This is a genomic window from Colwellia sp. SU-HH01172, assembly GCF_057553355.1.
Genome location: NZ_BAAJMB010000004.1, coordinates 217,316 through 242,168, shown reverse-complemented (window position 1 = coordinate 242,168; position 24,853 = coordinate 217,316). Strand labels below are relative to the sequence as shown.

Genomic DNA, 24,853 nt, shown 5'->3' with positions numbered 1-24,853 from the left:
GGGTAACTCTGTTTATTTCACTGTAAAAAGCATCTTTGCTGAAAATGCTTTTCATCGTTCTGGTTATAAATATGATTAGTTACTCTGCGCTAACCAAATAGCTAATTTAGTGCGCTCTTCATCACTCATAGCAGTTTTATTCATAAATGGCATATCTTTAGCGTCGATAACCCGCGCTTTTATTCTTGGCGCCCATTGTTTAATTGCCTCGATGTCATTAAAAATAACGCCGGCCTGCGCTGACTTGAAAATATCATCGGTATTGTTATTTGAATGGCATGAATTACAACGCTGTTCAATAATTTGAACGACTTGGTCATTACTGACAACTTGCTGCTTTTGCTCGGCACTAATTTCTGTCGAGCGTGGCGCTATGGCAAATGCCAAGGCTATTGTTGCCACGACTGCCGCCACTAATACTAGTGGTTTTTGCTTACCAAAGTGGCGTAAAACAAAATATTGTCGTACGGCAGCAGTAATTAAAATAATAGCAATTAACACCAACCAGTTAGCACTATGATTGTAGGTCATCGGATAGTGGTTGGAGATCATAATAAAAATGATAGGCAAGGTTGTATAAGTATTGTGGGTTGAACGCACTTTCGCATTTAAGCCAAAAGCGGGGTCTGGCGCTTTACCTGCTTCAACCGCTTTAACTAATGCTCGCTGCGACGGCATAATACCGAAAAATACATTACCAGCCATTATGGTACCTATGATGGCGCCCATATGAATGTAGGCTCCGCGAGCACTAAACACTTGGGTTAAACCGTATGATAAAGCCGTGGCAACCGCAATTAAGATCAAACCCAGAATAATGCCATGATTTCTTAGTTTAGTACGCACAAGTGCTTCGTAACTGCCGACACCCACTATAATTGCGCCTAAACCAAGCGCTATGGCTTGAAATTGTGTTAAATCGGCGACGCGTTTATCAATTAAGTATGACTCGGCGCCGACGTAATACATAAGAGTCAATAATAAGAAACCTGTGATCCAAGTAGTATAAGCTTCCCATTTAAACCAATGTAATGTGCTTGGCATTTTAGGCGGTGCAAGTTTGTATTTTGCCACTTCATAAAAGCCACCACCATGAATTGCCCATAAGTCTCCGCCAATGCCTTTATCAAGCTTTTCTTGTGGCGGCTTTTCCAAATGGTTATCTAACCAAACGAAGTAAAAGGAGGCACCTATCCAAGCGATACCGGTAATAAGATGGGCAAACCTAATGATCAGGTTTAGCCATTCGTTAAGATATGGATCCATAACATTCCCCAATATTTTATATTTCTTAGCTTCTGCTAATCGAAGCTTTTATAATGTTTAATTGCTTTTCAGCTAAACTTTTTCACCCATGATATGAGTGGCTTTAACATGACGCTCATCACCTAACATACTCAAAATAAAAAGTTTCTCTGATAAATTCTGACAATGTTGCATGCGTCTATCCATTAAAGGTGTGGCATGATAATCAAGCACAATAAAGTCAGCCTCTGCGCCAACACTAAAATTACCAATAGTGCCCTCTAGATCTAAAGCAACGGCGCCACCTAATGTTGCTAGGTAAAACGATTGAAATGGGCTGAGTTTTTCCGCACGAAGTTGCTGAGTTTTGTAACCTTCATTTAAAGTGCTTAGCATTGAAAAGGTGGTGCCTGCGCCGATATCAGAGCCGTAACCGACATTGACATCAAACTTTTGTGCTTGCTGGAGATTAAATAAACCACTGCCTAAAAACAGGTTTGAACTTGGGCAAAAGGCAATTGCTGAGTCGGTTTCACCTAAACGCTGACACTCGCTGTCGTGTAAGTGCACGCCATGGGCAAAAACACTGCGGCGCCCTAGTAATTTGCTTTTATCATAAACATCTAAGTAACCATCACTGTCAGGGAAAAGATCTTTCACCCAAGCAATTTCCGCTTTGTTTTCACTTAAATGGGTGTGTAAATAAACACTCGGGTTTTCTGCCAGTAATTGACCGGCTTTATTCAACTGCTCAGTTGAACAAGTGGGTGCAAACCTTGGTGTGATGGCATACTGTAAACGGTCGGTTTGGTGCCACTTTTCAATAAGCGCTTTGCTATCATCGTAACCGGTTTGCGCGGTATCAGATAAATAATCAGGACAATTTTGATCCATTAAGACCTTGCCACAAATCATCCGTAATTTTTTCTGCTGGGCGACAGTAAAAAAGGCCTCAACCGATTCTTTATGCACAGTGCCAAATACTAACGCCGTGGTTGTACCGGACTCAAGCAGCTGATTTAAAAAGAACTCAGCTACTTTTTTACCATGCTCAAAATCAGAAAATTGGCGCTCAAATGGAAAAGTATAATTTTCCAACCATTCAAGTAATTGCTCACCATATGAGGCTATCATTTCAGTTTGAGGATAGTGTACATGGGTATCAATAAAGCCCGGCATAATTAGGCCATTCTCGTAGTGCGTAACATTAACACTGTCATCTAGTGTCGCTAGCAATTCACTCGCTTCCCCCACCTGTTCGACTAAGCCATTTTTAACGATTAACAGGCCATCTTCTATATATTGATAGCTGTCTTGCAGAGCAACTTTGGCGGGATCAGCCAAAAAATGCAGTAGCTCTCCACGAAATACTTTTAACATTATCTTTCACCTTTTTTAATATCCTTGCTTACTGTTATGCAGCACGATATTGATTGATCTTCGTTGGCTTGTTTTCACAAACCAAGTTAATTTATTGCTCGCTTGCTGACGTTTCATTTTTGCCTTGCTGCGAGACAAGCCGTTAATAAATTTTTTCTGCTCGCTGTCATACGCTTTTACCCAAAACACCTAGCTACTAGCTTAACTTGGGGTAATGACTAACGAACCGTCCAATTCGATAACATCACAGTTATCACCCCTACCACCTCGGTCGATCACCAGAAAATCGCTCTCACTTTCCAATGCTAAACAGAAGTGATGCCAAGTGCCTTTATGATAATTGACCCCTTGCTCTGAACTGGCGATAAAAACTTCAATATTGTTAATATCGAATTCCCCAGCAGCCGCGACCACCACTAAATAGGGATTTTCCCCTATAGGAATAAACGCTTGGCTACCATGCGGGTGACGTTCCATCATTTTAATGGCGATGGGTTGAGCTAATGGCGTTGAGCGAAAAATATTGATCAGGGTATGACCGTCATTGTCATTGACATCAACTTTAGCTAAATCATGATAACGTTGGGTAAAACCATCATTTATGGCTATTTTTTTACTGTCTTCGCCAGCTTCAATCACATCACCAAAAGCACTAAAATCGGCTTTAGTTAATGGTTTTGGCGTGATAGTTTTTAACTCTGTCATAAAGTTCTCATTCAGTGATCTAATTAGCTACCACGATAAGTTGAATAACCGAACGCGGTTAATAACAACGGAATGTGGTAGTGAGCACCATTGCCATCAAGTTCAAAGACAATATCGACATAAGGATAGAAACCGGTTTCTTTATTGGCGTTAAAATAGTCGCTCGTGTGAAAATGCATACGGTAAATACCTGCAAGCAGTTTGACATCAGCAGCTAATAGCCCTGGAAGACGACCATCTTCATTGGTAACACCGCTACCGAGTTCTTGCCAGCCATCCCCTTGTTGCACGTATAAGCTGATTGGCACATTCTGTGCTGGTAAACCACGTGTGGTATCAAGTATGTGAGTTGTGATTTGACTCATAATAATTCCTTAAAATTTGGGGCCCTTGCCCCATCGGGTTTAACCTTCTGCTAGTGCTTTTTCAATACGCAATTGGAAAATTTTTCGCTGCTCTTCTGCTGCATTAATTAACTCTTGCGTTTTGGTGTTTGGCAGACGTGCTTGTAATAAGTCCGACATTTCTTTGGCACTTTTACCGGTCGCACAAACAATAAAAATAAAGCCGAATTTTTGCTCATAATCGCTATTGCCTTGCGCCAGTACACGTAAAACCTCGTCATTAGCTTCCTTAACCAATCCTTGCTCGTTACCCGCTAATTCTTTGGTGTTGGCATACTTAGCACGTAAACTATTTACGTCACCAATTTTGGGGTGGCCTTCAAAGGCTTCTAAATAATCTGCCTCATCCAGGTCTTGCCAGGCTAAATCAGCTTGGTTTACTAGTGCGCGCTTATCGGCAAATGGTCGTGCCTTAACCATAGTATTCACCCAAGTCGATGAGGTGCAGCACTGCATAAAGGTATGGCTCGCCTCATCTACGGTAAAATTATTTAATTGCTCTAAATTCATCTCAATTTCCTCTTAAGCGCGACGCTTACCAAAAACTCGCATACGTGAGATGCCACCGTCAGGGAAGATACTTAACCTGACATGAGTAAAGGTTTGCTTGGTACTGGTAAGAATTTCATTAATGAATAAATGTTCACGATGCGCATATAGCTTAGTCTTGGCAATAATTGGCTGCCACTTCTCTTCTTGTTGACCATCGGTAAAATCATCACTGCTCGACATCATACCTTCTAGGGTAAAAGTATCAGGGAAATTACCTTTAAAATGACAAGTATCAACAATCACTTTTTCAATACTTCCTTCACTGGCAAGCTTTACAATTGACCAGTCGGGTCCAGGATCACGACGACGTTTAGTTTCCCAACCATCACCCATGTCTTTACCACGACCCGGCATAATTAAGTTATTTTTATCACTGAAGAACATATCGCTAACTAGCAATGCTTTACCGCCATTTTTAATGTAAGCTAAATCAATTAACTCCCCAGCGATAAAGTGTTGCCAATTCACATCAGCTTCACCATAAACACGAATACGTGCCACACCACCATCAGGAAACATATTGAGGCGAATATGGGTCCAAGCGGTATCGTCACTCACCGCAAAAACATTTTGACTATGGGCTTCTACTGGCACTTGCGCTAAAACCGTATGCCAAACCGTGTCAGCATTTGGCTCTACTTCACTGACACATGCTTCGACTGAAACTGACTCTGGGGCATTGCCACGAAAGTAATTGGTATCGATGTCAAAGCCACGAATAATACCTTTGATTCCTAAGCGAATAATACACCAATCAAATTCTCGGCCATTGTCTCGACCATAGCTGCGACGAGATTCCCAGCCGTCCATCCATTTACCGCGGTCAGTAAATTTATCATCAATAAAAATACCCCGCCCCGGCTTGATCAAGTTTTCCATTTCGGCAAAGAAATCATCACTACATGACAGTGTTTCACCGCCAACACGCTCACTGGCTAAATCGACACAATGAGTTTTTAATTTTTTTTCTAATTCAAGCGCAGAGCCGCTTAACTTATTCTGCTCTTGCGTATCTATATCTAACATCATAGCTAATTTGTCCTACTTCAAAATTTTTATCGTTAACGTCATGACTGCGATTATTGCTGGTGAGCATCTCTGCCAACTGATAATTACAGTTTTCCCTTTACAGTTGACCTTTTAGCAAGGGACGCCCTTTAGGCTCATTAATAAATTCATCTTGTTGATATACATGGTGACCACGTACAAAGGTATGTTCGACTTGCCCCGTAACTTTGCGACCGGCATAAGGCGTTATATTGTGGCGGTGCTTGATCATTTCATTGGTAATAACAAATTCTGCATTGGGATCGAACACCAAAAAGTCGGCGTGGTTCCCTACCTTAATTTCGCCTTTAATCGAGTCTAAGCCGGCAAACTTAGCAGTTTCAGTTGACATCAAGCGAGTAATATCGACTAAGCTAAAGCCTCGGTCTTTCGCTTCTGTCCAAATCAATGAAATGCCAAACTGTAAGGCGGAAATGCCACCCCAAGCTTTTTCAATATCACCAGTATCAATGTGTTTTAACTCTGGCGTGCAAGGAGAATGATCAGAAACAATAAAATCTAATCGACCATCGGTAACTGCTTGCCATAAGTGTTCACGGTTTTTATTCTCACGAATAGGCGGGCAACATTTAAATAACGTTTTGCCATCAGGGATAGTTTCAGCGGCTATGGTCAAATAGTGAGGACAAGTTTCAGCACTAAAGCGCAAACCTTCTTTTTTCGCTTGAGCAATGGTATCTAAGGCTTCATCACTGGATAAATGCACAATGTGAACTTTGCAGTTATCACCTTTTTCTTGCGACTCACGCGCCATATCAACCATTAAGGAAATAGCATCGTTTTCCCATTTTTTCGGCCGTGATTCAAGGAAGCTACTGTATTCTTTAGTGATCTCAACATCGTTAAAGCTGCCACAATCTAATTCAGCATGGATTAAATATGGCACATCGTGTTTAGCTAATATCGGCATTGCCGCTCTAATATCTTTAGCTTCAACATTTGGAAACTCTGCAATGCCAGAGTCAATTAAAAATGATTTAACCCCAAGTACACCAGCATTTAATAATTCATCTAAGTCAGCAATATTTTCTGGAATAACGCCACCCCAAAAACCACAATCAACCCACAACTTATCATCAACAGAATCAAGTTTTTCTTGAAATGCCGCTTTCGTAGTTGTGACCGGAATACAATTTAACGGCATATCAACGAGAGCTGTAATACCGCCGGCAGCTGCTGCTTGAGTGGCGGTATTAAAACCTTCCCACTCAGTTCGGCCCGGTTCATTAATATGCACATGCGAGTCAACTAAGCCCGGCATGATCACCTTATCGCCAAAATCTTGTATCGGGCACGATAGCGCTTGACCGTGTGGATGAATGGCAAAAATAAACTCATTTTTTATTTCAACACAGGCGGCAATCATCTCACCGTTGATAATGACATTGTTACTTTGTAGAGCAAAATGGGACACCTTGCTTCTCCTATGGTTTATCACTAACGCTTAATTCTTCGTTAGTTAATAGTTGTTTAAATTCTTGCCAATGAATGCCCTGCTGCGAAACCGGACGTTTTTTAGTGTTGGCAGTGTTAGTAACTTTGTTAGCACAATTTTGGCTTTCGGCTTGCTGTTTTTCATCTTGATAGTGCTGAATAACTTCACCAGCAATTGACACCGCAACTTCCATCGGCAATTTACCACCAACTTGTGACAGGCCTATGGGACAGTTCATTCGAGCGACTTGCAGCGTATCAATATCACGATGCTTATAGCGCTGTTGAAAGCGACGCCACTTAGTGTCAGAGGCGATTAAGCCTAAATATGAAAAATCACCACGCTTTAAAATCGCTTGCGAGATATCAAAGTCCATTTGATGGTTATGCGTCATCACTATGTAGTAACTGTTCTCAGGCATAGTTTTAACTTCTAGCTCGGGTTCTTCAGCGACCACTTTTCGAACGTTATGATAACCATCAACAAGCGCTGGAAACTGCTCTTCCCGGCTATCGACCCAAGTTACCTGACAAGGCAATTGCGCCAGAATGGGTAATAGTGCTTTACCGACATGACCGGCACCAAACAACATAATATTGACTTCTACCGCAGCAAAACACTCGAACAAAACGCTAGCATTACCGCCACAACATTGACCTAAATTACTGCCTAATTGGAAGTGTTCTAAATGCTGACTATTTTTACCTTCTAGCAACATTTTATGTGCGTACTTCACGGCTTTATGTTCAAGGTGTCCACCACCAATAGTGTCAAATAAATCATTTTTACTGACCACCATTTTAGTCCCGCTGTTTCTCGGCGTTGAACCGGAAACCCCCACTAAAGTCACCAAAACATAAGCTTGACCTTTTTTGCTTAACTCATAGGAAGCGCTGTTCCAATTCATTTTAGTTGCCATTGTCATAACATTGCTCCTAAGCTTTGCTTACGATTGTGCCTTCATACTTTCAACCGCCCAAAGCACGCGCTCTGGTGTTGCTGGTGTGTCTAGCTTTGGACTTAACTTATACTCAGAAACACTCGATATTGCGTCCTTAAGTGCAGACCAAACCGATATTCCTAACATAAATGGTGGTTCACCTACCGCCTTTGAGTTGTAAATAGTATGTTCACGATTTGGTGCATCAGGCACTAATGCCACACGAAAGTCTTCTGGTGCATCATTAATTGCCGGAATTTTATAAGTGGCTGGGTTATTAGAAAGTAATCGACCTTGTTCGTTCCAAACTAATTCTTCCGTGGTTAGCCAACCCATACCTTGAATAAAGGCACCTTCAATTTGACCAATATCTATCGCCGGATTAATCGAGTGGCCGACATCTTGTAAAATATCGGTACGTAAGGTTTTATACTCACCGGTTAAGGTGTCAATAATCACCTCAGATACACAAGCCCCCGTGGCAAAATAGAAGAACGGACGCCCTTTACCTGTTGCCCGATCAAAATGTATTTTCGGTGTTTTATAAAAACCAGTCGAAGATAAAGACACCCGCCCCATGTAGGCTATTTGTGAAAATTCCGCGAAACTAAAGGTTTGTTCACCAACAACAATAGTATTACTTTCAAATTTAACTTGCTCGGCAGATACTTGATATTTTTCACATGCAAAATCAATTAAACGCTGCTTAATCGTTTTTGCCGCTGCTTCTGCGGCTTTACCATTAAGATCTGTGCCTGATGAGGCAGCGGTTGGTGACGAGTTTGGTACTTTATCAGTTCGAGCAGCTGATATCGCAACCGTATCAACGTCTACTTGAAATTCTTCGGCAACAATTTGCGCGACCTTAGTATTCAAACCCTGTCCCATTTCACTACCACCATGACTTAAGTGAATGGTGCCATCGGTATAAATATGGACCAGTGCCCCAGCCTGATTTAAATGTTGTACGGTAAACGAGATACCAAATTTAACCGGTGTTAAGGCAAGGCCTTTTTTAAGGATAGGGTTATTGGCATTAAATTCTGTCACCGCTTTACGTCGAGCTTGGTAGTCAGAACTCTCTTCCAATGACTCGATGATCTCAACTAAATTATTATGCTCAACTTGTTGATGGTAATGAGTTTCGTTGCGACCATCGTCACCATACAAATTTATCTTTCTGATCTCTAACGGGTCTTTACCTAAATGGCGGGCTATTTCATCCATAACCAGTTCGATAGTCATCATGCCTTGAGGACCACCAAAACCACGATAAGCGGTATGTGAGACGGTGTTTAGCTTACATCGATTTCCCCTCACAGTTGCTTGGTCTAAGAAGTAGGCATTATCTGAATGAAACATTGCTCGATCAACAATGGCATCAGATAAATCAGGTGAATAGCCACAGTTACCATTAACTTCAATATTAATGCCTTTGATTTGACCATTTTTGTCAAAGCCAACGGTGTAGTTATTTTCAAATGGATGACGTTTGCCGGTCATGATCATATCGTCCATACGCGCTAACTTAAACTTAACCGGACGACCTGTTTCATTGGCAAGTAATGCCGCAAGACATGCCCATGGTGCGGCTTGAGTTTCTTTGCCACCAAAACCACCACCCATACGGCGCATATCAACTAATACTTTGTTTAAGGGAATATCTAGTACTTCCGCAACCAATTTTTGCACTTCACTAGGGTGTTGTGATGAGGTAAAAATTTCCATACCACCATCTTCTGTTGGTACCGCAGTGGATACTTGGCCTTCAAGATACATATGCTCTTGACCACCAACAACAATTTCACCCGATAATTGATGCTCGGCATTGGCAATCGCAGAAGCCGAGTCACCGCGTTTCATGGTGAATGGCGGTCGAACAAAATTTTGTTTAGCTAACGCATCTTTTACCGTTAATACCGCTTCTAGTTCTTGATATTCGACTTTCGCTAATTTTATCGCTTTACGGGCTAAGTCGTAACTTGTTGCTGCAACAGCAAAAAGCGGTTGACCAACATATTCAACTTTACCAATAGCCAGTACCGGATCACCTGGAAATACCGGTCCAATATCGGTATGTCCTGGCACATCTTCAACGGTTATTACCGCAATAACGCCTTCGGCAGCTTTAACCGCAGATAAGTCCATACTTTTGATATTGCCGTGAGCAATAGTACTTTGCCCGACTGCAGCATGTAACTCACCACGAAGTGCAGGACGGTCATCAACGTAAATCGCTTCACCGGCGACTTGCTTATCGGAACTTTCATGCTTTTTCGAGCGACCAACGCCGCCTAAGCCGATATTATTTTGTCCGTTAACAACGCTTTTATCGCTGTTTGAATTTGCTTTACTTACATCGATCAGGCTACGCATAATTTGTCACTCGTGTTTCAATAATGTTTCTTGATTTGGCGCTTTGCAGCTCTAAATAGCATTTTTCAATCAGGTTTTGAGCTACGGTCATACGGTATTTATCTGAAGCACGAACATCAGACATAGGTTGAAAATCTCTTGTTAAAGCAAGTTTTGCTTTAACAATTAACTCTTCGGATAAGTGATGGCCTAGCAAAACACTTTCTGCTGCGGGAGCGCGTTTCGGAATTGCTGCCATGCCGCCAAAAGCAATACGGATATTGCTGACATCTTGACCTTGTTGCTCAATAAATATTGCCGCTAATACTGCGGAAATATCATCATCAATACGCTTAGAAATTTTATAAAGCTTTAAGCTTTGACCCGCTTTTGGTTTAGGGATTTGAACCGACTTGATAAATTCTGACGGTTTTAAGACGGTTTTTTTGTAATCAACAAAATAGTCTTCAACTAAGATAGTACGCTCACTGCCATTGACATGTAAGGTCATAGTCGCACCAAGTGCAATTAGCGCTGGCGGCATGTCTCCAATAGGTGATGCATTACCAATATTGCCACCTAACGTGCCATTATTACGGACTTGCTTTGAACCTATACGCTCTATCATCTCACCTAGATCTGGGTAGTAATGATGTAAGGTTTCGATAAATTCGCTGTAAGGTAATGCCGAACCAATAATAATCTCATTATCAGTTTCTTCAATCCTTGTTAGTTCGGCAACATTACCAACATATACCAGTTTATCAATTACCGCTAAATTTTGCGTCACTGATAACGCTAAATCAGTACCACCAGCAACTAAAGTTGATGTCGGTTCATTCGTTAATTCAATGGCAAGTTCATCGATATTTTTTGGCGCAACATAATGATGGCCATTTGCCACTATACTCGGAGGTGGTAATTGTTGAAACTCGGTTAATTTAGCGACGGTTTCTTGATAGTGCTTAGCAAAAGAGTCTTCTTCTGCGCTCTCACTTGATGTTATAGCAGCTTCAATAATTGAACGATAGCCAGTACAACGGCATAAATTACCTGCTAACGCTTCCAGCACCTGAGCACGATTGGGGGTTCTATTATGCTTGTGTAAGGCAAATGCTGACATCACAAATCCTGGCGTACAGAAACCACATTGTGTGCCGTGATTATCAACCAAGGTTTGTTGAGCATGATGCAACTTAGCGCCGTCTTTCAAGTCTTCAACCGTGATCAATTGCTTACCATGTAAATTACCAACAAAGGTAATACACGAATTGATTGATTTGTAATTTAGTTGTCCAACATTGTCACTATCTAGTTCAGCTAGCACAACAGTACACGCACCACAATCGCCAGAAGCACAGCCTTCTTTTGTACCTGTGTTAAATTGTAATTCACGTAGATACTGCAAAACGGTTAAGTTTGGATCAATATTTTCTATTGTCACAACATCATTGTTTAATAAGAAACGAACTGCACTTTGGGTCATAATTTGTTCCGTTGTTATTCAGGTAGAGTCGCTATACTCGAATTGTTCATCATTTAAATATATCAGAATAAAAACCTGACACAAGTGTCAGATTAATATTAATCTTAAAATTCTCAAGTGAAAAATAAATTCTGGCTTACTTTATGCTGCTTTTAATGAAACAAATTTGTTACAGTTTTCTATTTAAAACAAATTGTTAGATATTTTTAAATAAAAATTAACATTACTGCTATTGCCAATAAAATTAATCACAAAACCTTAAACAAAAATTTTACAAATATCGTCATTAATACCGTTTGATAACCGACCTAATGGTTTAAACAAATAGCTCTAACCTCATAATTGGCTATTTTTATCACCTATAAAACTGGTCATCTAAAAAAGCTATACGCCCTAACTATGATCTAGTACAAATTTTGTGAAATTGCCGTTGAACTTGTTAGATAAAATGTCTTGTGCAACTTTTTTCATCTGCTCGCTTCGGCTATACTACGCGCCGCAATTTATTAGGAATTAATTATGAGTGCAGATTTAAAATCGCCCCTTACGCCAAGCCAAGTAACGCAGTTAAGTAAACTTGAAAAACGTTTACGACGACATGTCGGTCAAGCAATTGCCCAATACAATATGATTGAAGATGGCGATAAAATTATGGTCTGCTTGTCTGGCGGCAAAGACAGCTATGCGCTACTTGAAATATTAATGCGTTTAAAAGAGTCTGCACCGATTCATTTTGATTTAGTCGCCGTGAACCTCGACCAAAAGCAGCCGGGCTTCCCTGAGCATATATTACCGAATTACCTTGAATCGCTTGGCGTCGCCTATCAAATAGTCGAAGAAGACACCTACGCTATTGTTAAAGAGAAAATTCCTGAAGGAAAAACCACCTGTAGCTTATGTTCACGTTTACGCCGAGCTTTACTTTACAAAGCCGCTAAAGCGTTAGGCGCAACGAAAATTGCATTAGGCCATCATAGAGATGATATGGTTGAAACCCTGATGTTGAATATGTTCTACGGTGGAAAACTAAAATCAATGCCAGCTAAGCTGGTATCTGACAATGGCGAGCATGTGGTTATTCGCCCGTTAGCATTTTGTAAAGAGCAAGAGCTTATTCAATATGCGCAGTTGAAGCAGTTTCCTATTATTCCTTGTAATTTGTGCGGCTCTCAGCCAAACCTGCAACGACAAAATATTAAAGCCATGTTGCAAGATTGGGATAAAAACTTCCCCGGTCGCATTGAATCTATGTTTACTGCTATGCAAAACGTTGTTCCTTCACATTTATGTGACGGCGACTTATTTGACTTTAAAGCAATTAACAGCGATTCCGGCATTATTGACGGCGGAGATACCGCTTTTGACCAAGAAGGCTTTGTTAGCACTGCCTCCTCTGAACAATCAGCCGTTAAGGTACATGCCGCTGATGTCCTCAATATTGTTGAAATTAAATAAAGCCAAAAAGTGTATTGACCAATTAACCCGTCCATTAGGCAGTGCTCTTGGTCAATAAATTAACCTTATTGCTATAAACCTATTTTTTATCCCTTAACTTTAGCTATTTTTAAACAAGGCTCGCTAATGCTCGAAAAACTATTTCAGCTACAACAACATAACACTACGGTAAAACAAGAAATTATTGCTGGTTTTACTACCTTTTTAACCATGGCATACATCATTTTTGTCAATCCTGCGATGTTGGCTGATGCTGGCATGGACCATGGCGCCGTTTTTGTTGCCACCTGTATTGCCGCCGCTATTGGCTGCTTTGTTATGGGTTTGCTGGCGAATTACCCGATAGCCTTAGCGCCGGGCATGGGCTTAAACGCCTTCTTTACTTATACCGTTGTGCTCGACATGGGTTATACCTGGCAAGTGGCATTAGGCGGCGTATTTGTCTCCGGTCTGGTATTTATTATGCTCAGCCTGTTCAACATTCGCGAGTGGATCATTAATAGTATTCCACATTCACTACGATTTGGTATCGCTGCAGGTATAGGTTTATTTCTTGCCTTTATTGCCTTGAAAAATGCCGGGATCGTTGTTGATAGTCCTGCGACCTTACTTACCTTAGGTGATATCACTGCGATGCCAGCGATACTGGCAGCAATTGGGCTATTTTTAATTGTCGGCTTAGCAAATAGAGGCATTAATGGCTCCGTAATGATTGCAATATTATTGATCACTTTACTCGGTATCATTTTCGGTGATGTACAATACCAAGGCCTAATTTCAATGCCTCCGTCAATAGCACCAACATTTATGCAGCTCGATATTGCTGGTGCACTTGAAGTTGGCATGATTTCGGTTATCTTCGCTTTCCTTTTTGTCGATTTATTTGATACCTCAGGCACACTCATTGCCGTCGCACAACGTGGAAATTTACTCGATGAGAAAGGTAATTTCCCGCGTTTAGGAAAAGCACTTTTGGCCGACTCTACCGCAACGGTCGCCGGCAGTGTATTAGGCACGTCAACAACAACAAGTTATGTCGAAAGTACCGCAGGGGTCAGCGCAGGAGGCCGCACCGGCTTAACCGCAGTAACCGTGGGTGTTTTGTTTCTTTTATCATTGATGTTTTCGCCATTAGCGGCAATGGTACCTGCCTATGCGACCGCAGGGCCACTATTTTATGTGGCGGTATTAATGCTAGCGGGTTTAGTCAATGTCAAGTGGGATGACCTCTCTGAAGCTGTGCCTGTCGCCGTCATTTGTATCACCATGCCACTGACCTTCTCGATTGCCAACGGTATCGCATTTGGCTTTATTAGCTATGTTGCGGTGCGTGCTTTTAGCGGTCATTTTAATAAAATTAACCTCAGTGTTTTTTGCTTAGCATTGCTGTTTTTATTCAAATTTACTTTTTTCGCTTAATTTATTACCTAGGGGCTGTTGATCTTTCGCGGTTAAATTTTGTTCGAGATAAAAGCGTTTTAATCGCGGCGAGTTGTGTGTGGCCTAGTCATTCTATGCAAATACGACTCAACAAAGAGTAAAGCGCTTTTGGCCGAATCCTTCGGACAACATTTGTTGGCCATTTTTACAGCGTTATCACCTTTTTATGTGGAATAACCACATGACAAAGCCTCTGCCTTGTATAAATAGCCAACAAAATGCTGCAAAAGTAATCTCGAAAGATCAACAGCCCCTAAGCCATTGCTTTTAAATTTTCATTCACCGGGAAACAACACCATGTCAGTAACATCAAAAATATCCAAAGCTATCATTTGCACTAGCATGATATTCGCAGCCAGCGTAAGTGCGGAAACGTTATGGAGTGACAATTCCATCAGTTACCTAAAAAACACCAACGATTTCGAAGTATTAAAAAATGACAATATTAATGTTATCACCTTTGAACATGCTTCTGGTCACAACTGGGGTGACGTGTTCTTTTTTGCTGATCGCATCACAGCGAGCAAAGATGATAGCCATGGTCGCTATGAAGAAACCTACGGTGAGTTGTCTGCACGTTTGAGCTTAAGCTATTTAACTGACAACAAAATAGCACTAGGCGCAATAACTGATTTATATCTTGCTGGCACCTATGAACATGATACTGGTAACAGTGATGGCTTTGGTTTTAGCTTTAATAATTACTTAGTAGGAGTTGGGGCATCTTGGGATATTAAAGGTTTTAATTATCTCAACAGCAATATTTATTTAGCCGACAATGACGACACCGATAATGACTATCAACTCACCGTTGCTTGGGGTTACCCAATTGCGCTTGGGGAGCACGACATTATCATAGATGGTTACTTAGACTGGTCTTCTGCCGCCGACGATCACAGTGCAGACTTTCACTTCAACCCGCAAGTGCGCTTAGATGTTGGTAAATATTTTGGTAAAGCGAAATTTGTTGAGGTGGGCATTGAATACTCTTATTGGCATAACAAATTTGGTATTAGCGGCATCGACAATGAAAGTACCTTTAGTGCTATGGTTAAAGTTCATTTATAGTTACCAAGCTTAAAGGCAAAATACTTAATAAAAAAACGCGTTAGTGACCTAACGCGTTTTTTATTTACTATGCACTTGATACTATTTATTAGTAATTACTCAGAGTTAAGTGCAAAGTAACTACGGTTATGGCGGATCATCTCAGTTAGCTCTAAAACGTAATCAGTGCCCCGTTCCGAGTATGGTATTAATCCGGTTGCCAGAATTTCAGGAGATAATGGCTGATCTTGCTCTCGTAATTGCCCTCTAATGGTTCTAAACACCATGTATGCACTATTGGTATTAATATTCTTTAAATAACGTGCAACACCTTGCTCTACCGAACTATAAGCCGCCACTTCATGCTTAGCACCAACATTTCGACCACTAGGGACCATGCCACAGCCTTTTCGATAACACCAAACGCCAAAAAAGTTCAAGCCAATACGAGCAAACCGTGACGTGCCCCAAGCTGACTCATTCGCTGCTTGTACTAAAACTAAGGCCGGCGGGATCATATCCACTTTTAGCTGTAATTCATAAAGTTGTCTTAACAGTGAAAACTTCTTACTGACTTTATATTGTTTAATTAAGTTCGCGATATACGCATGCTCTTGTTCGCTAAACGGTTGTTCTAGCGTCAATTGCGCAATTAAATGTTCAATTTTTTTGCGCTCTGCCAGTATCTTTTCATTTTCGGCGAGTACCGCAGGTTTAATAAAAGCAAAAAATTGTCTCTTCTTTTCTTTTACATCACGAATTTTTGCAAACTCTGGCAAAATCACGTTATGTAATGGTTGCTCTGCTACTTTAATCACCTTTTGAATTTTCTTAGGCGCTACTGGCTCTGGCACTGGCGCTTCGACTTGCACCGGTAAAAACGTAAATGGGGCAATTAATCCAACAACGAGTAATATTAGAAAAAACAATCCTACAAAATGCTGTTTATTAAACTTTATCAAATCCTTTCGCTCCTTTATCGCTAGCCACTAATAACGGCTCATCATTAGTGATTTCGAAGATCTTTATGCTGAAAATGTATCGGTAATACTATCAGGATTACCAGGTGAGGTTTGCATTTGTAAGCCAAAAATTTCCCGATATAAAATACCCTTAACGTTATAAAACATTGGCGCGATATACGTTAAACAAAACAGGAAAAATGCGATGGCAATAAAACCTAACTCCGAATCACCTGCCGCAGCAATAGGTAAGGCTGCAATGATCATCGCCAATGCCAACAGTAAATATATGCTAAATAATTTAAACCATTGAAAACGGGTAGCTTGAATACAGACAATAATAGCTTTCATTGGCGTCATACGTTTCTCTACCACTAAAGGTAATGCTAGTGATAACGCCACCGCCAAAAATATACCGGGTAAATAAAATAAAGCTAAGCCGATAGACACAAAGGTTGAAGTTAATAATGCACAAACGGCAACCCAACTACCACGTTTTAAAAAGGCAAAAATCAATTGTGAACGTGTTTTCAAACCAACGGAGTGAAACACTCCCATCATTTCAACGCCGGCTAAAAAAGGGTAAACAACCAAAGTGACAATAATGTTTAGCAAGGTTATCAATTGCGGATCTTCCATCACAACAACAATACCACCGAGTGGCGTACTTGCTAGCATAGAGGTGAACATAGCGATTAATAAGCAGATAAACAGCCCAAGATTAATCGACATACGAGATTTCAGCGTGATTTGCCAAGCTTCTTTTAAAATAGCACTAACATCGAGAGAGTATTCGCCTTTAATAGCGCTTTCAATACTACCGCCAACTTTTACAACAGGAAGTTTTTCCACGAAAATATTTACCTAAATGAGAAGCGTGATAAGGCTTCATTACAACAATATTATCAGCAGTATATCGTAGTTCACCAGGCTCTGGGAATATGCTTGTAGGAATGATAAGGCAATTTAACAAGAGAATTAATTGGAATGAACGGCCAAATATGGCAGAAAACTAGCGGTAAATCGCCATGAAACAGGAGGCACAACTATAGGTGCAGTCAATAAAATGAGTTATCTAATACTTGAACAACAACAGCTTAAAACAATTAAATACAGCGAGCATCAAGTTGATAATTTTTCGCAATAAAAACGCCAAAGTTCATCAAACGATTTAAAGTGGTAAACTCGGCCTTGGTAACTAGTTTTCATAATGCCTCTCCAATACAGAGGCATTGTTGTATATTTTTCAACCTTGACGAACTGTAAACCAAGTGTAATTGTGCGTTGCAATACGTCAAATGCAACAATCATTATTACAGCTGACGATACGCTAAACTATGATTGCGAACGACACTTCCTTGCAATTGTTATTTCACTGCCACGTTTGCTCTAATCAAAACTAGGTTATCAAGCTTGCTTTATTTTGCGCAATAAAGCTTGGAAGTAGCCTGCACCTTTGTCATGAGCTAACGCGATATTATGCTCTGGAATGGCCTCTGGATCTTTATAAACCTTTAATACCTTTTCCATACTCTCTTCACGAATCAAATGTAAGGTTGGATAAGGTGAACGATTAGTAAAATTGCCGGCGTCATCATAGTCTACATCGGCAAAGCAATATTCTGGGTGAAAGTTAGCTATTTGAAATATACCTTCAAAGCCATAGTCAACTAACAAGTCGTTAGCATAATCAACCAAATCTAAGAAGCGATTAAAATCTCTAAATCCTTGGTTGTAGATTAATAAGCTGGTTTCTGTTTCAGGGTTGTCACGCAAATATTCCAATTGGCTTAATAGCTCAGTTAGCGCTACTTTTAATTGCTCTTGCTCACTTAGGTGATAATGAATAGTTTGATTAACAAACTCTTTTTTCGCAAATGGGCAAAAATTAAGCCCGATAATCACCTGTTCAAGCCATTGCTTTGTTTGTTCAATTTCAATAATTTTTGTCATCTTAACGCTTTAAACCTGTCTAAACCTAAACTGCAAACTTAAAAATGGAGGTTATTGGTTGCTACTTTGCTGAAGCTGCCACATCGCATGATAGTGACCTTGCATATTCAATAACGCTTGATGTGTCCCCTGCTCAATAATTTCACCTTGCTGCATGACAATAATATTGTCGGCATCAACAATGGTTGATAAGCGATGAGCAATCACTAAGCTGGTTCTATGTTCGGCCACTTCTTTAATGGCAGTCAGAATCGCTTGCTCTGACTGACTATCCAGCGAAGATGTCGCTTCATCAAACACTAAAATACGAGGATTCTTTAATATCGTTCTAGCAATAGCAACTCGTTGCTTTTCTCCGCCCGAAAGCTTTAAGCCTCGTTCACCAACAATAGTCTCAACTCCTTCAGGCAACCGTGCAACAAAGTCTGATAAATGCGCCATTTCAAAGGCATTATTTACCGAGCCTTTGTCAGCATTAGGCTCACCATAATGAACATTGGCAAATAAGGTGTCATTAAATAACACGGTATCTTGCGGCACTATGCCAATATTTTTTCTTAATGAATGTTGGCTAACGTGACGAATGTTTTGCCCATCAATACGAATAAGGCCACTATCACAGTCATAAAATCGAAACAGTAGTTTAACTAAGGTAGATTTACCTGAGCCACTTTCACCGACCACAGCGACTTTTTGTCCCGACTTAATAGTAAATGATAAGTTTTTAATGATTGGCCGTTTGGCATCATATGCAAAAGCAACATTTTCAAAGGTTATTTCCGCCTGCGACAATGCCAACACCGCGGCATTCTCAGTATCTTCAACTTTTGGCTTTTTTAACATCAGCTCAAACATATGCTCAATGTTGGCAAGTGAGCCCTTTATTTCGCGATAAACAAAACCTAAAAAGTTCAACGGAATAAATAACTGCATCATAAAAGCATTAATTAAGACAAAATCACCTAATGTCATTTTCTGATGCGTTACCTGATATGCCGCAAGCGCTAACATTGCCGTCATGGAGCAAGAAATAATAAAGGCTTGGCCGCCATTTAGCGCAAATAACGATAAACGATTTTGCATTTTGGCCGTTTCCCAACTCGCTAATTGCTTATCGTAAGCTTTCGCTTCGTATTCCTCGTTGGTGAAATATTTAACCGTTTCGTAATTCAATAAGCTGTCTATGGCGCGGGTATTACTTGATGAATCAGCTTTATTTGCCGCACGAATAAAACGAGTACGCCAATCAGTAGCGAAAACGGAATAACCAACATATAGAGCGATTGACATGCTGGTAATTAACGCAAACCAAATACCGTAATTAATCAGTAAAATACTCACCACCATAACAATTTCAATTAAGGTTGGAATAATATTAAAAATCATAAAACGCATTAAAAAGCTAATACCTGACGTGCCACGATCAATATCTCGTGATAAACCGCCGGTTTGGCGATTTAAATGAAAGTCTAAATCTAACTTATGTAAATGTTGGAAGACTTTTAAGCCAATACGGCGTATAGCTCGTTCCGTGACGCGACCGAATAAGGTATCCCTAATTTCTGCAAATAAGACAATAGTAAGGCGTACTAGCCCATAAGCGCCAACTAAGGCAAAGGGCACAATGTAAACACGATTCTCTTGTTGTTTATCTAAAATATCAACAATATCTTTTAAAATAAAAGGTAAATAAACACTCGCCACTTTGGTCAATATTAAACAAACGAGGGCCAGTAAAATACGGGCTTTAAATTCAAATAAATACGGTAAAAGTAACTTAACAACACGCCAATTAAAGGTGGTTACTTCTTGCTCCGATTGCATAGGTCTGCGCATAGCGGTTGATAAATTCCAACTAATTAAATTGCGAATACAGCGATGATTACCGCTTAGGTTAAGAACACTATCTTAGCACTAATTACTCAACACTGTTGATCTTTAAAGCTTAAAACTGCACTGAGGTGATATTGACAATTTCTCTCTCGTTTTAGCTTTATTGTGAATATGGGATATTCATTCTAAGTATGCTAACGTGAAGTTCAAACTGGCTTAACGTTTAACGACGCCTACTTAAAAAGGTCTTATGCTTGCTTTAATTAATAATATTCTTGACCGCTGTTTCTTCACCGTCACTTTCATCCTAGGCGTGCAACTGCCTGAGTTTATGCAACAATACCAGCAACGCCTTGCCGGTCATTTAAATGAAGCACAGCTGCAGCTTGAACAATTCGAAACCATTGCTCAGCAACATTTTGACGGCAACTTAATAACAATGATCACGCGCTACAAAAATAATAGCGAAGCAGCTATTGTCAGCACAGGTGAATTGATAGAACGCTTGTCAGTAAGGGTTCAGTACCTAAAATCTCATCTTGAAGAAATTACTGCCAGTGATTATTTAAGCAGTATTTACCAATTTATCTGGCATTTAGACCGACAAATTGCCGCAGGCACGGCTGAAGACTTTTCCATGGCAATCCCGTTGGAACTGCACGCTATTGCAACAGGGGCAAGCTTTGCCATTGGCGCTTTAATCATAAAAGAGTTAATCCTAGTCGCCGTTAAATTGCCGTTTAAAACTAAGCCTGCGGAAACAATTTAATCGCCGTGTCGTGTTGCCATCAACAAGTAAGCATTAAATAAAAACGAAAAAAGGCTGCCTAAGCAACCTTTTCCATATCACACAAATGCAAAACTGACTTGCTGACTTATTCGCCGTTGCCGTCTTCGACGCGACTCTTAAGTTTTTGACCTGGGCGGAAGGTTACCACTTTACGTGCTGAAATTGGAATATCTTCACCGGTTTTTGGATTACGTCCAGGACGTTCGCTTTTTACACGAAGATCAAAGTTGCCAAAGCCAGACAATTTAACCTGTTCGCCTGACTCAAGTGTTTCACGAATTTCTTCGAAAAATACTTCAACCATGTCTTTTGCGTCGCGCTTGCTCAGCCCAACTTTTTCAAATAAATGTTCTGCTACTTCTGCTTTAGTTAGCGCCATTTTTTAATCCCTCAGAGATGCATTTAGTTCAGTTTTCAAGGTGTCGACCACTCGATCAACTACGTCAGTGATATCCTTTTCTTCTAGGGTTTTATCGTTATCTTGCAATGTCATGGCAATTGCTAAGCTCTTAAAACCAGATTCAATACCATTACCTCGGTATACATCGAACAAGTTTAGATCAACTAAATAATTTCCGCCAACCTTTTCAATAAGTTGTAGTACATTATTTGCACTAACTTGATCTTCAACAACAACCGCTATGTCGCGTCTATTTGCCGGAAAGCGAGATATATCGCGCGCTTGCGGGATATTCTGCGTACAAACTTCGCTCAATAAAAGCTCAAAAACTAAAGTGCGACCATTAAGTCCTAATTTTCGTTCTAATTCAGGATGTAAGGTACCAATGTGCCCGACTAATACACCATTGTTATGAATAGCAGCCGTTTGCCCAGGGTGAAGAGCATCAATTTCAGCTTTTGAAAACTGATAAGCACTTAGGTTATTGGTTAAACTTAATAATGCTTCAACATCTGCTTTGATGTCATAGAAGTCTGTTGCGGCTTTTTCAATACCCCAATGTTCTTCACTTCGTTGACCACTAAGCACACCAGCAATCATATTTTCTTGACGAACACCATTTTCAGCACTTTCATCAGGAATAAAACGTAAACCCGTTTCAAATAAACGCACCCGCCCTTGCTGACGATTTTGGTTATACACCACTGATTGCAACAACCCTGTCCATAAACTCACGCGCATTTCAGACATTTCGCTGGAAATTGGGTGTGGCAAGGTCATGGTTGCTTGACCAGGGTGAAGCTGTGTTTGTATTTTAGGGTCAACAAAACTATAGGTAATCGCTTCTTGATAACCGCGATTTACTAGAACATTGCGTAACTTGCCAACCGTTAATCTCGCTTCTTTTTGCTCACGCATTGCTAATGTGGCTTTAGGAGAAACGTTGGGAATATTGTTGTAACCAAAAATACGGGCAACTTCTTCAATTAAATCAACTTCAATACTAATATCGAAACGATAGGCAGGAACAATAACAGTCCAAACTCTAGCTTCATTTTCGCCGCTTTCAGCAACACTAAAGCCTAACCGACTTAAAATTTCAGTAACTTTAGCATCTTCAATATGATGACCAATACGACCATCTAATTTTACACGGCGCAATGTCACTGTTTTTTCTGCTGGAATATTGTCTTCAGATACCGCTTCAACAATAGGTCCCGCTTCACCGCCAACAATATCAAGCAACAACTCAGTTGCACGTTCCATAGCATCACGTTGCAATTGCGGGTCAATACCACGCTCATAACGATGCGAAGCATCAGTATGTAAGCCGTATTGACGCGCTTTACCTAAAATAGCTAACGGTGCGAAGAATGCACTTTCTAAGAAAATATCTTTCGATTCACGGGTAACACCAGATGTTAAGCCGCCAAAAATACCCGCCATCGCCAGAGCTTTTGCATCATCAGCAATCACTAAAGTCTCTGTTGAAAGTGTTACTTCATTTTCATCAAGTAACACTAACTTTTCAGCTTCGGTGGCGTAACGTACATTAATACCACCTTCAATTGCAGCTAGATCAAAAGCATGCATTGGGTGACCTTGCTCTAACAACACATAGTTAGTGACATCAACTACTGGGTCGATTGAGCGTGTACCGCAACGACGCAGTTTTTCTACCATCCATAACGGCGTTTGGGCATTTACATCAATATTTTTGATCACACGGCCTAAATAACGAGGACATGCCTTTTCAGCTGACAAAGTAATAGCAACTGTATCATCAATGGTTGGCGCTACAGCGGTAATTGTCGGTTCAGTAACACTTAAGCTATTTAATACGCCAACTTCACGTGCTAAACCTTTAAGGCCTAAACAGTCACCACGGTTAGCGGTTAAATCAACATCAATGGTAACATCGTTTAAATCTAAATATTCACGAACACACATGCCTAGTGGTGCATCGCTTGCTAATTCCATAATGCCATCAGCACTTTCTGCTAAGCCAATTTCAGATTCGCTACATAACATACCGTGTGAAGGCACACCGCGAAGCTTAGCTTTTTTAATTTTGAAGTTACCCGGCAGCACGGCACCAACGGTTGCAACCGCAACTTTTAGCCCTAAACGACAGTTTTTAGCACCACAAACAATGTCGACTAACTCACCATCGTTAAAGTCTGGACCTAAATTTATTTTTGTTACTTGCAGTTTATCTGCATCAGGGTGTGGGCCACACTCAACCACTTCACCAATTAGTACTCCGGTAAATTCACCAGCAACAGGCTCTACTGCATCAACTTCTAGGCCAGCCATGGTAATTTGATGCGCTAAGTCATCAGAAGAAATAGTAGGGTTAACCCACTCACGTAACCAAGATTCACTAAATTTCATTATATGGCTTTCCTACTTGAACTGTTTTAAGAAGCGAAGATCATTTTCAAAGAATGAACGTAAGTCATTTACGCCGTAACGTAACATGGTTAAGCGTTCAACCCCCATACCAAAGGCAAAGCCGGTATAAACTTCTGGGTCAATGCCGACACTACGTAAAACATTTGGATGTACCATGCCACAACCTAGTACTTCTAGCCATTTACCATTTTTGCCCATAATATCAACTTCTGCTGATGGCTCTGTAAACGGGAAATAAGAGGGGCGAAAGCGTATTTCAACTTCTTCTTCAAAAAAGTGATGTAAAAAGTCATGTAACACACCTTTTAGATGCGTAAAGCTAACATCTTTATCAACCATTAAGCCTTCTACTTGATGGAACATCGGCGTATGGGTTTGATCATAATCATTACGGTATACTTTACCCGGAGAGATAATACGCAATGGCGGTTGTTCTTTTTCCATGGTGCGAATTTGCACACCAGAAGTTTGCGTACGTAATACTAATTTCGGATTAAAGTAAAATGTATCGTGATCTTGGCGTGCAGGATGATGCTCGGGAATATTCAAGGCATCAAAGTTATGAAAGTCATCTTCAACTTCTGGCCCTTGTTTAACTGAGAAGCCTAAATCGCCGAAAAAGCTTTCAATACGTTCAATGGTGCGAGTCACTGGGTGCAGTCCACCTAGTTCATCACCACGACCCGGTAAGGTTACGTCGATAGATTCCGCGGCAAGTTGTTGCTTGATTACTTCAGCGCGTAATAATTCCCCACGCTCAGTCAATAACTTTTGTACTTTTTGTTTAGCGATGTTAATCACTTGACCCGCTTTGGGCTTTTCTTCTTTTGGTAACTTACTTAGGCCTTTCATTTGTTCCGTGAACAAACCTTTCTTCCCTAAAAAGTTAACGCGAACTTGGTCAAGTTCAGCAGGATCAGTTGCCGCCGCAATGGCTTGTTCTGCCTGCAATATAATATCGTCTAAATTCATGAGTTCCTCTAAAGCG

At 40.6% G+C, this 24,853-nt stretch carries 21 protein-coding genes; 4 read left to right on the top strand and 17 right to left on the bottom strand.

The annotated features are described in order from the left end of the window. Nucleotides 1-75: 75 nt before the first annotated feature. The 10 genes from AC27JP_RS12515 to xdhA all read right to left on the bottom strand — a co-directional run bounded on the left by AC27JP_RS12515 (nucleotide 76) and on the right by xdhA (nucleotide 11,570). On the bottom strand, nucleotides 76-1,266 hold the full coding sequence (locus tag AC27JP_RS12515) for a urate hydroxylase PuuD (protein ID WP_487115556.1): 1,191 nt from the start codon (nucleotides 1,264-1,266) through the stop codon (nucleotides 76-78). Between the two features lie 72 nt (nucleotides 1,267-1,338). Beyond that, complete coding sequence (guaD, locus tag AC27JP_RS12510; protein WP_487115554.1) at nucleotides 1,339-2,625, bottom strand: guanine deaminase; 1,287 nt, start codon at nucleotides 2,623-2,625, stop codon at nucleotides 1,339-1,341. Nucleotides 2,626-2,826: 201 nt separating this feature from the next. Further along, nucleotides 2,827-3,330, bottom strand: a complete 504-nt coding sequence (locus tag AC27JP_RS12505; RefSeq protein ID WP_487115552.1) for an ureidoglycolate lyase — start codon at nucleotides 3,328-3,330, stop codon at nucleotides 2,827-2,829. 23 nt (nucleotides 3,331-3,353) lie between these two features. Then, nucleotides 3,354-3,695: a hydroxyisourate hydrolase gene (gene uraH, locus AC27JP_RS12500; RefSeq protein ID WP_487115550.1), complete on the bottom strand. Its 342-nt coding sequence runs from the start codon at nucleotides 3,693-3,695 to the stop codon at nucleotides 3,354-3,356. Between the two features lie 39 nt (nucleotides 3,696-3,734). Next, nucleotides 3,735-4,244: a 2-oxo-4-hydroxy-4-carboxy-5-ureidoimidazoline decarboxylase gene (uraD, locus tag AC27JP_RS12495; RefSeq protein WP_487115548.1), complete on the bottom strand. Its 510-nt coding sequence runs from the start codon at nucleotides 4,242-4,244 to the stop codon at nucleotides 3,735-3,737. 12 nt (nucleotides 4,245-4,256) lie between these two features. Continuing rightward, on the bottom strand, nucleotides 4,257-5,315 hold the full coding sequence (alc, locus tag AC27JP_RS12490) for an allantoicase (RefSeq protein WP_487115546.1): 1,059 nt from the start codon (nucleotides 5,313-5,315) through the stop codon (nucleotides 4,257-4,259). Between the two features lie 97 nt (nucleotides 5,316-5,412). Next, nucleotides 5,413-6,768, bottom strand: a complete 1,356-nt coding sequence (allB, locus tag AC27JP_RS12485; protein WP_487115544.1) for an allantoinase AllB — start codon at nucleotides 6,766-6,768, stop codon at nucleotides 5,413-5,415. Nucleotides 6,769-6,778: 10 nt separating this feature from the next. Continuing rightward, nucleotides 6,779-7,714, bottom strand: a complete 936-nt coding sequence (gene xdhC, locus AC27JP_RS12480) for a xanthine dehydrogenase accessory protein XdhC (RefSeq protein ID WP_487115542.1) — start codon at nucleotides 7,712-7,714, stop codon at nucleotides 6,779-6,781. 21 nt (nucleotides 7,715-7,735) lie between these two features. Next, complete coding sequence (gene xdhB, locus AC27JP_RS12475; RefSeq protein ID WP_487115540.1) at nucleotides 7,736-10,105, bottom strand: xanthine dehydrogenase molybdopterin binding subunit; 2,370 nt, start codon at nucleotides 10,103-10,105, stop codon at nucleotides 7,736-7,738. Then, nucleotides 10,098-11,570, bottom strand: a complete 1,473-nt coding sequence (gene xdhA, locus AC27JP_RS12470; protein ID WP_487115538.1) for a xanthine dehydrogenase small subunit — start codon at nucleotides 11,568-11,570, stop codon at nucleotides 10,098-10,100. Before xdhA ends, xdhB begins: the two co-directional genes overlap by 8 nt. A 519-nt stretch (nucleotides 11,571-12,089) precedes the next feature. Here xdhA and ttcA point away from each other — a divergent pair. The 3 genes from ttcA to AC27JP_RS12455 all read left to right on the top strand — a co-directional run bounded on the left by ttcA (nucleotide 12,090) and on the right by AC27JP_RS12455 (nucleotide 15,533). Continuing rightward, nucleotides 12,090-13,025, top strand: coding sequence for a tRNA 2-thiocytidine(32) synthetase TtcA (gene ttcA, locus AC27JP_RS12465; RefSeq protein ID WP_487115536.1), 936 nt, complete (start codon nucleotides 12,090-12,092; stop codon nucleotides 13,023-13,025). Between the two features lie 126 nt (nucleotides 13,026-13,151). Beyond that, nucleotides 13,152-14,444, top strand: a complete 1,293-nt coding sequence (locus AC27JP_RS12460; RefSeq protein ID WP_487115534.1) for an NCS2 family permease — start codon at nucleotides 13,152-13,154, stop codon at nucleotides 14,442-14,444. A 318-nt stretch (nucleotides 14,445-14,762) separates the two neighbouring features. Next, nucleotides 14,763-15,533, top strand: a complete 771-nt coding sequence (locus tag AC27JP_RS12455) for an outer membrane protein OmpK (protein WP_487115532.1) — start codon at nucleotides 14,763-14,765, stop codon at nucleotides 15,531-15,533. Between the two features lie 95 nt (nucleotides 15,534-15,628). Here the strand turns inward: AC27JP_RS12455 and AC27JP_RS12450 are convergent, their stop codons facing one another. The 4 genes from AC27JP_RS12450 to AC27JP_RS12435 form a co-directional block, all read right to left on the bottom strand. Then, complete coding sequence (locus AC27JP_RS12450) at nucleotides 15,629-16,474, bottom strand: glucosaminidase domain-containing protein (protein ID WP_487115530.1); 846 nt, start codon at nucleotides 16,472-16,474, stop codon at nucleotides 15,629-15,631. Nucleotides 16,475-16,537: 63 nt separating this feature from the next. Next, entirely contained in the window at nucleotides 16,538-17,326 is a 789-nt protein-coding gene (locus AC27JP_RS12445) for a hypothetical protein (protein WP_487115529.1), read from the bottom strand. Nucleotides 17,327-17,881: 555 nt separating this feature from the next. Further along, nucleotides 17,882-18,427: a DUF1415 domain-containing protein gene (locus AC27JP_RS12440; RefSeq protein WP_487115527.1), complete on the bottom strand. Its 546-nt coding sequence runs from the start codon at nucleotides 18,425-18,427 to the stop codon at nucleotides 17,882-17,884. A gap of 51 nt (nucleotides 18,428-18,478) precedes the next feature. Beyond that, on the bottom strand, nucleotides 18,479-20,263 hold the full coding sequence (locus AC27JP_RS12435; RefSeq protein WP_487115526.1) for an ABCB family ABC transporter ATP-binding protein/permease: 1,785 nt from the start codon (nucleotides 20,261-20,263) through the stop codon (nucleotides 18,479-18,481). Nucleotides 20,264-20,510: 247 nt separating this feature from the next. On the opposite strand from AC27JP_RS12435, the gene AC27JP_RS12430 reads away from it, so the two are divergent. Further along, entirely contained in the window at nucleotides 20,511-21,029 is a 519-nt protein-coding gene (locus tag AC27JP_RS12430; RefSeq protein ID WP_487115524.1) for a DUF2937 family protein, read from the top strand. Nucleotides 21,030-21,135: 106 nt separating this feature from the next. Here AC27JP_RS12430 and AC27JP_RS12425 read toward each other — a convergent pair whose 3' ends face one another. The 3 genes from AC27JP_RS12425 to pheS are packed head-to-tail and all read right to left on the bottom strand — an operon-like array spanning nucleotide 21,136 to nucleotide 24,837. Then, entirely contained in the window at nucleotides 21,136-21,429 is a 294-nt protein-coding gene (locus tag AC27JP_RS12425) for an integration host factor subunit alpha (protein ID WP_487115522.1), read from the bottom strand. 3 nt (nucleotides 21,430-21,432) lie between these two features. Next, on the bottom strand, nucleotides 21,433-23,844 hold the full coding sequence (gene pheT / locus AC27JP_RS12420; RefSeq protein WP_487115521.1) for a phenylalanine--tRNA ligase subunit beta: 2,412 nt from the start codon (nucleotides 23,842-23,844) through the stop codon (nucleotides 21,433-21,435). A 12-nt stretch (nucleotides 23,845-23,856) separates the two neighbouring features. Beyond that, entirely contained in the window at nucleotides 23,857-24,837 is a 981-nt protein-coding gene (gene pheS / locus AC27JP_RS12415) for a phenylalanine--tRNA ligase subunit alpha (protein ID WP_487115519.1), read from the bottom strand. Nucleotides 24,838-24,853 lie beyond the last annotated feature (16 nt).

What these genes read in the sequence shown, in the direction of transcription:
- guaD (WP_487115554.1), bottom strand. Translation starts at nt 2,625, where the DNA reads ATGTTAAAAGTATTTCGTGGAGAGCTACTGCATTTTTTGGCTGATCCC.
- xdhB (WP_487115540.1), bottom strand. Translation starts at nt 10,105, where the DNA reads ATGCGTAGCCTGATCGATGTAAGTAAAGCAAATTCAAACAGCGATAAA.
- AC27JP_RS12505 (WP_487115552.1), bottom strand. Translation starts at nt 3,330, where the DNA reads ATGACAGAGTTAAAAACTATCACGCCAAAACCATTAACTAAAGCCGAT.
- pheS (WP_487115519.1), bottom strand. Translation starts at nt 24,837, where the DNA reads ATGAATTTAGACGATATTATATTGCAGGCAGAACAAGCCATTGCGGCG.
- xdhA (WP_487115538.1), bottom strand. Translation starts at nt 11,570, where the DNA reads ATGACCCAAAGTGCAGTTCGTTTCTTATTAAACAATGATGTTGTGACA.
- alc (WP_487115546.1), bottom strand. Translation starts at nt 5,315, where the DNA reads ATGATGTTAGATATAGATACGCAAGAGCAGAATAAGTTAAGCGGCTCT.
- AC27JP_RS12430 (WP_487115524.1), top strand. Translation starts at nt 20,511, where the DNA reads ATGCTTGCTTTAATTAATAATATTCTTGACCGCTGTTTCTTCACCGTC.
- AC27JP_RS12455 (WP_487115532.1), top strand. Translation starts at nt 14,763, where the DNA reads ATGTCAGTAACATCAAAAATATCCAAAGCTATCATTTGCACTAGCATG.
- AC27JP_RS12460 (WP_487115534.1), top strand. Translation starts at nt 13,152, where the DNA reads ATGCTCGAAAAACTATTTCAGCTACAACAACATAACACTACGGTAAAA.
- xdhC (WP_487115542.1), bottom strand. Translation starts at nt 7,714, where the DNA reads ATGACAATGGCAACTAAAATGAATTGGAACAGCGCTTCCTATGAGTTA.
- AC27JP_RS12425 (WP_487115522.1), bottom strand. Translation starts at nt 21,429, where the DNA reads ATGGCGCTAACTAAAGCAGAAGTAGCAGAACATTTATTTGAAAAAGTT.
- uraD (WP_487115548.1), bottom strand. Translation starts at nt 4,244, where the DNA reads ATGAATTTAGAGCAATTAAATAATTTTACCGTAGATGAGGCGAGCCAT.
- pheT (WP_487115521.1), bottom strand. Translation starts at nt 23,844, where the DNA reads ATGAAATTTAGTGAATCTTGGTTACGTGAGTGGGTTAACCCTACTATT.
- AC27JP_RS12515 (WP_487115556.1), bottom strand. Translation starts at nt 1,266, where the DNA reads ATGGATCCATATCTTAACGAATGGCTAAACCTGATCATTAGGTTTGCC.
- AC27JP_RS12435 (WP_487115526.1), bottom strand. Translation starts at nt 20,263, where the DNA reads ATGCGCAGACCTATGCAATCGGAGCAAGAAGTAACCACCTTTAATTGG.
- AC27JP_RS12440 (WP_487115527.1), bottom strand. Translation starts at nt 18,427, where the DNA reads ATGACAAAAATTATTGAAATTGAACAAACAAAGCAATGGCTTGAACAG.
- ttcA (WP_487115536.1), top strand. Translation starts at nt 12,090, where the DNA reads ATGAGTGCAGATTTAAAATCGCCCCTTACGCCAAGCCAAGTAACGCAG.
- uraH (WP_487115550.1), bottom strand. Translation starts at nt 3,695, where the DNA reads ATGAGTCAAATCACAACTCACATACTTGATACCACACGTGGTTTACCA.